At 41.4% G+C, this 3195-nt stretch carries 3 protein-coding genes; all 3 read right to left on the reverse strand.

Annotation, left to right across the window (positions count from 1 at the left end; genetic code table 11):
* Positions 1 to 249: 249 nt before the first annotated feature.
* A complete protein-coding gene (locus F7D47_RS04460; RefSeq protein ID WP_118066981.1) occupies positions 250 to 540 on the reverse strand; it encodes a hypothetical protein in 291 nt (96 codons plus the stop codon).
* A 224-nt stretch (positions 541 to 764) separates the two neighbouring features.
* Positions 765 to 1658 carry a hypothetical protein gene (locus F7D47_RS04465; protein ID WP_153086489.1) on the reverse strand — a complete coding sequence of 298 codons (894 nt, stop codon included), beginning with the start codon at positions 1656 to 1658 and terminating at the stop codon, positions 765 to 767.
* Entirely contained in the window at positions 1597 to 2610 is a 1014-nt protein-coding gene (locus F7D47_RS04470) for a hypothetical protein (protein WP_153086490.1), read from the reverse strand. The genes F7D47_RS04465 and F7D47_RS04470 overlap by 62 nt, the downstream gene beginning before the upstream one ends.
* Between the last annotated feature and the right edge of the window lie 585 nt (positions 2611 to 3195).

Consider the following 3195-nt stretch of genomic DNA (forward strand, 5'->3'; position numbering starts at 1 on the left):
CCTGGAGAACGATGTTGCATTTCATCATCTGTCCGTTCTCACTTTTCTGACTCTGTACAGCGAACGCCTCGCCCTGCTGCACCACTCTCATAAACATTCCGTTCATAATCTATAAACCGCAAGGTCTAACCTTCCTTTAAGGTTTTCTTTAATCCGCCCAACCTTGCTAAAGCTGGTGCAAAGATAGCAACACTTTCGATGCGGCGGAATAGTTGGTGAAAGAATGCCCCCTCATCTTTTCACCACTTTTTATTTCAGCTCTGCTTCAAGGATGTTTTTCATCACGATAAGCAGGCTGACGGCTCCGTCGCCCCCACAGGCCATTCGCCTTTCATATTCCTTATTAATAAGGTCGAAGAAGAGTTTCAGATAGAACCGCTCCGTAGCTTTCTTCATCTCCTTCCCGTCTCTGATATTCCTCAGCGTAGGATAGTTGATGCTGCTGTCGAGCCTTGCCAGTTTGCTGTGCGTATAGCCCAGCTTGATGACGGCTTCATAGGCAATGCCCAGAGCCGTAAGCTGATGTTTTTTTTCTGCCATGATTCCTGATCGGTTTGCGAGAGAAGCCGTGGATCACCGATGGCCATCTTCAATCACGTTGTGAGGTTCCCCGCCTCCGCTCAGGTTATACTAAATGGGCTGAACATATAAAAATGAAAAAGCCCCCGAAACCAGCTTGCAACTGATTTCGAGGGCAAATTTACTTGTTTTCTTCTTAACGCTTGCTTTACTAAAGTAAGGCAAATGCTTTACTAAATAAAAAATTATTGATGATTTTCCATCAATTCCTGGGTCAAATCATGGATAAACAGCTCAATTTCCTTTCCATCGAGTAGCTTTTCCATGAGCGGTTTGAATTTATATTTTACTGTACCGTTAGAAGGATTCAGGGTTTGACTGATGGCAGTATCCTTATCTGTACCGAAAGCATTTCTAAGAATATCATTCAATGCCTCATCACGATTCTTCAAAGGGCTGCCATCAACATCCGTAAACCATCCAGCTTTATACATGGCATTGAGGACAGTCAGCACAGAGGTTTTCTTTCTTGGGGCAATACGGATTGAGCTTGGTGCGACAGAAGGATTTTCCATGCCAGCATCTCCGTCCATTGAATCAAGCAGAGAATCAATTTCTTCGGAGATAAGGCGCTCACCCTGCAGATAATCGTACACAATCCCAGCAAATCTGTCCTCATCAACACAGCAAAAACCGCGTCTGAACTCCTCATCCAGTCGCCGTGAGAATTCTTCACTAATATGATAGGCAATCTGCAATTTCAGATTAGAAACTATCCCCAGCCTGCTCATGTCGCGACTTCGCAGCAACCATTCTGCACATGTCTGCATAATCAGAGCAAGTGCAGAATGTCTCTCGTGATCCGAATCTCCGCCATAGATATCCCGCAGAACTTCATCATATTCATACCATGCATCGTACAAAGAATAGGATTCTGCTTGGCTGGTACTCTGACCTTTCAGGCTATCGATAACGCAGAAAGCAAGATAGTATAGTTCTGTGGGATGCAACTTGATTTCTTTAGCATCGTTCATTACTCTCAGGCATGTACCGCGAATGGAGCGGAACATGCTATCGTCAGCAAGCTTTTCTTCTAGGGCCCTTCTTACGTCCTTTTTGAAGTATTCCAGTATTGGCATAATCTTTCAGTATTTCGTTCATTTTATCCATCCATTGTATCAGCGCAAAGGTCGGACTATTGCCATCAAAACAACCTAACAGTTCAACACCAAAGGAGCTGATAGCCTCTTCTTCGATACCGAATTGCGCCATGATATCAGCACCATAGCGATAGCAGCCAAAATGGGCAAAGTGGACGGTAAGGTCAAAAATGCCTTCATTAAGACAGATTGCAGCAATATTGGTCAGATCATCATGCAGTTCTTGTAAATTAATTTCCGGAGAACCGGGCTTGTGTGACAATTCTAAAAGAGCTGCACAGTCTCCCTTTCTGGCAAGTTGGGTAATCAATGCCATCAGACCATCGGCACTCTTATTCTCCCCTTCTCCACGAAAGTCGAGTTTTATAAAGCGTACACGGTCATTGAACTTTTTGCGGATGTCCCATACCACTGGCCAGAAATCTGTAGTTTTCTTATGTAGAGGCTGAATGACAATCTCCCTGCCATATACAGAAAGTTTCTGATTAAAGCCTTTCTGCAAAACTAAGGCAGCCTTGTCTGTATCTCCCGAAAAAGCTGCATTTTTCTCGATGGCAACAATCTGATAACCCTCTCTGTTGTCGATTATTACACGACAGTATGGATGATTGGGATGTTTGACTCTCTTCTTGTTTTCAATCGTTGTCTTCGTACCATTACTCTCCAGTTCCAGCAATATTACATTTTGGCATGCAGAAACAACAACATCGCAGTTGTATAATTCATGATTATATGCTCCAGCACTACCATGTGATTTCATGATAGATAGCTGATGACGTTGCTTGGAAGTAAAGAAACTTCCAAAACATTCTCTGGGAGATTGGTATTTCCCCTGATTAAATCTAGCCTCTGCTGCCTCTTCTGCAGCAAAAAAACTAGGTCCATTATCTACTTGCTTATTTTCAAAGCGGTAAAAATTAAAGATAGGCATAGGCTTGTCGTTTTTTGTAAAACAATCTTGTTATTTAACTCTCATATGTTTTTACTGATGCCAAGATTTATCTTGCAATAGTATTCAGGAATGTTGCCTATTCTTCAATAACTACAGGATAGCAGATGGTACAGACTTGACTTCAAAGGTACAAAATATTTATGAAAAAAATGCATAAATTTTAGATTTTAACACTAAATAATATTTCTCTCTTTCCGGTCATTAAGGTCAAGGTCATTAAGGTCATTAAGGGTTTCGGGGGGAACGGAATATATATATAATATAATATTAAATTTTAATATTATATTATAAGAAAAGAGAGCGAGCGAAAAGTGCTTAATGACCTTAATGACCTTGACCTTAATGACCGCTTTTCACGTTTCTTCAGCTACCTTCAAAGCGTATTTTCCTGTTTTGCTATGTTTCTGCAATAAAGTTCTGATAGAAAACGATAGAAAGTATTATTTATCAGATACTTACGTCATTTCCGGTAAAGAAAGTTAGGGTGAAAGCTTGCATTCTGTCCGAATATGTTGTATCTTTGCACCGGCAATCGAAAGAACAGCCTTTTGTGCCTTGCTCGGG

Origin of the sequence: Segatella copri, assembly GCF_009494835.1 — a bacterium.
GTDB lineage: Bacteria > Bacteroidota > Bacteroidia > Bacteroidales > Bacteroidaceae > Prevotella > Prevotella copri_F.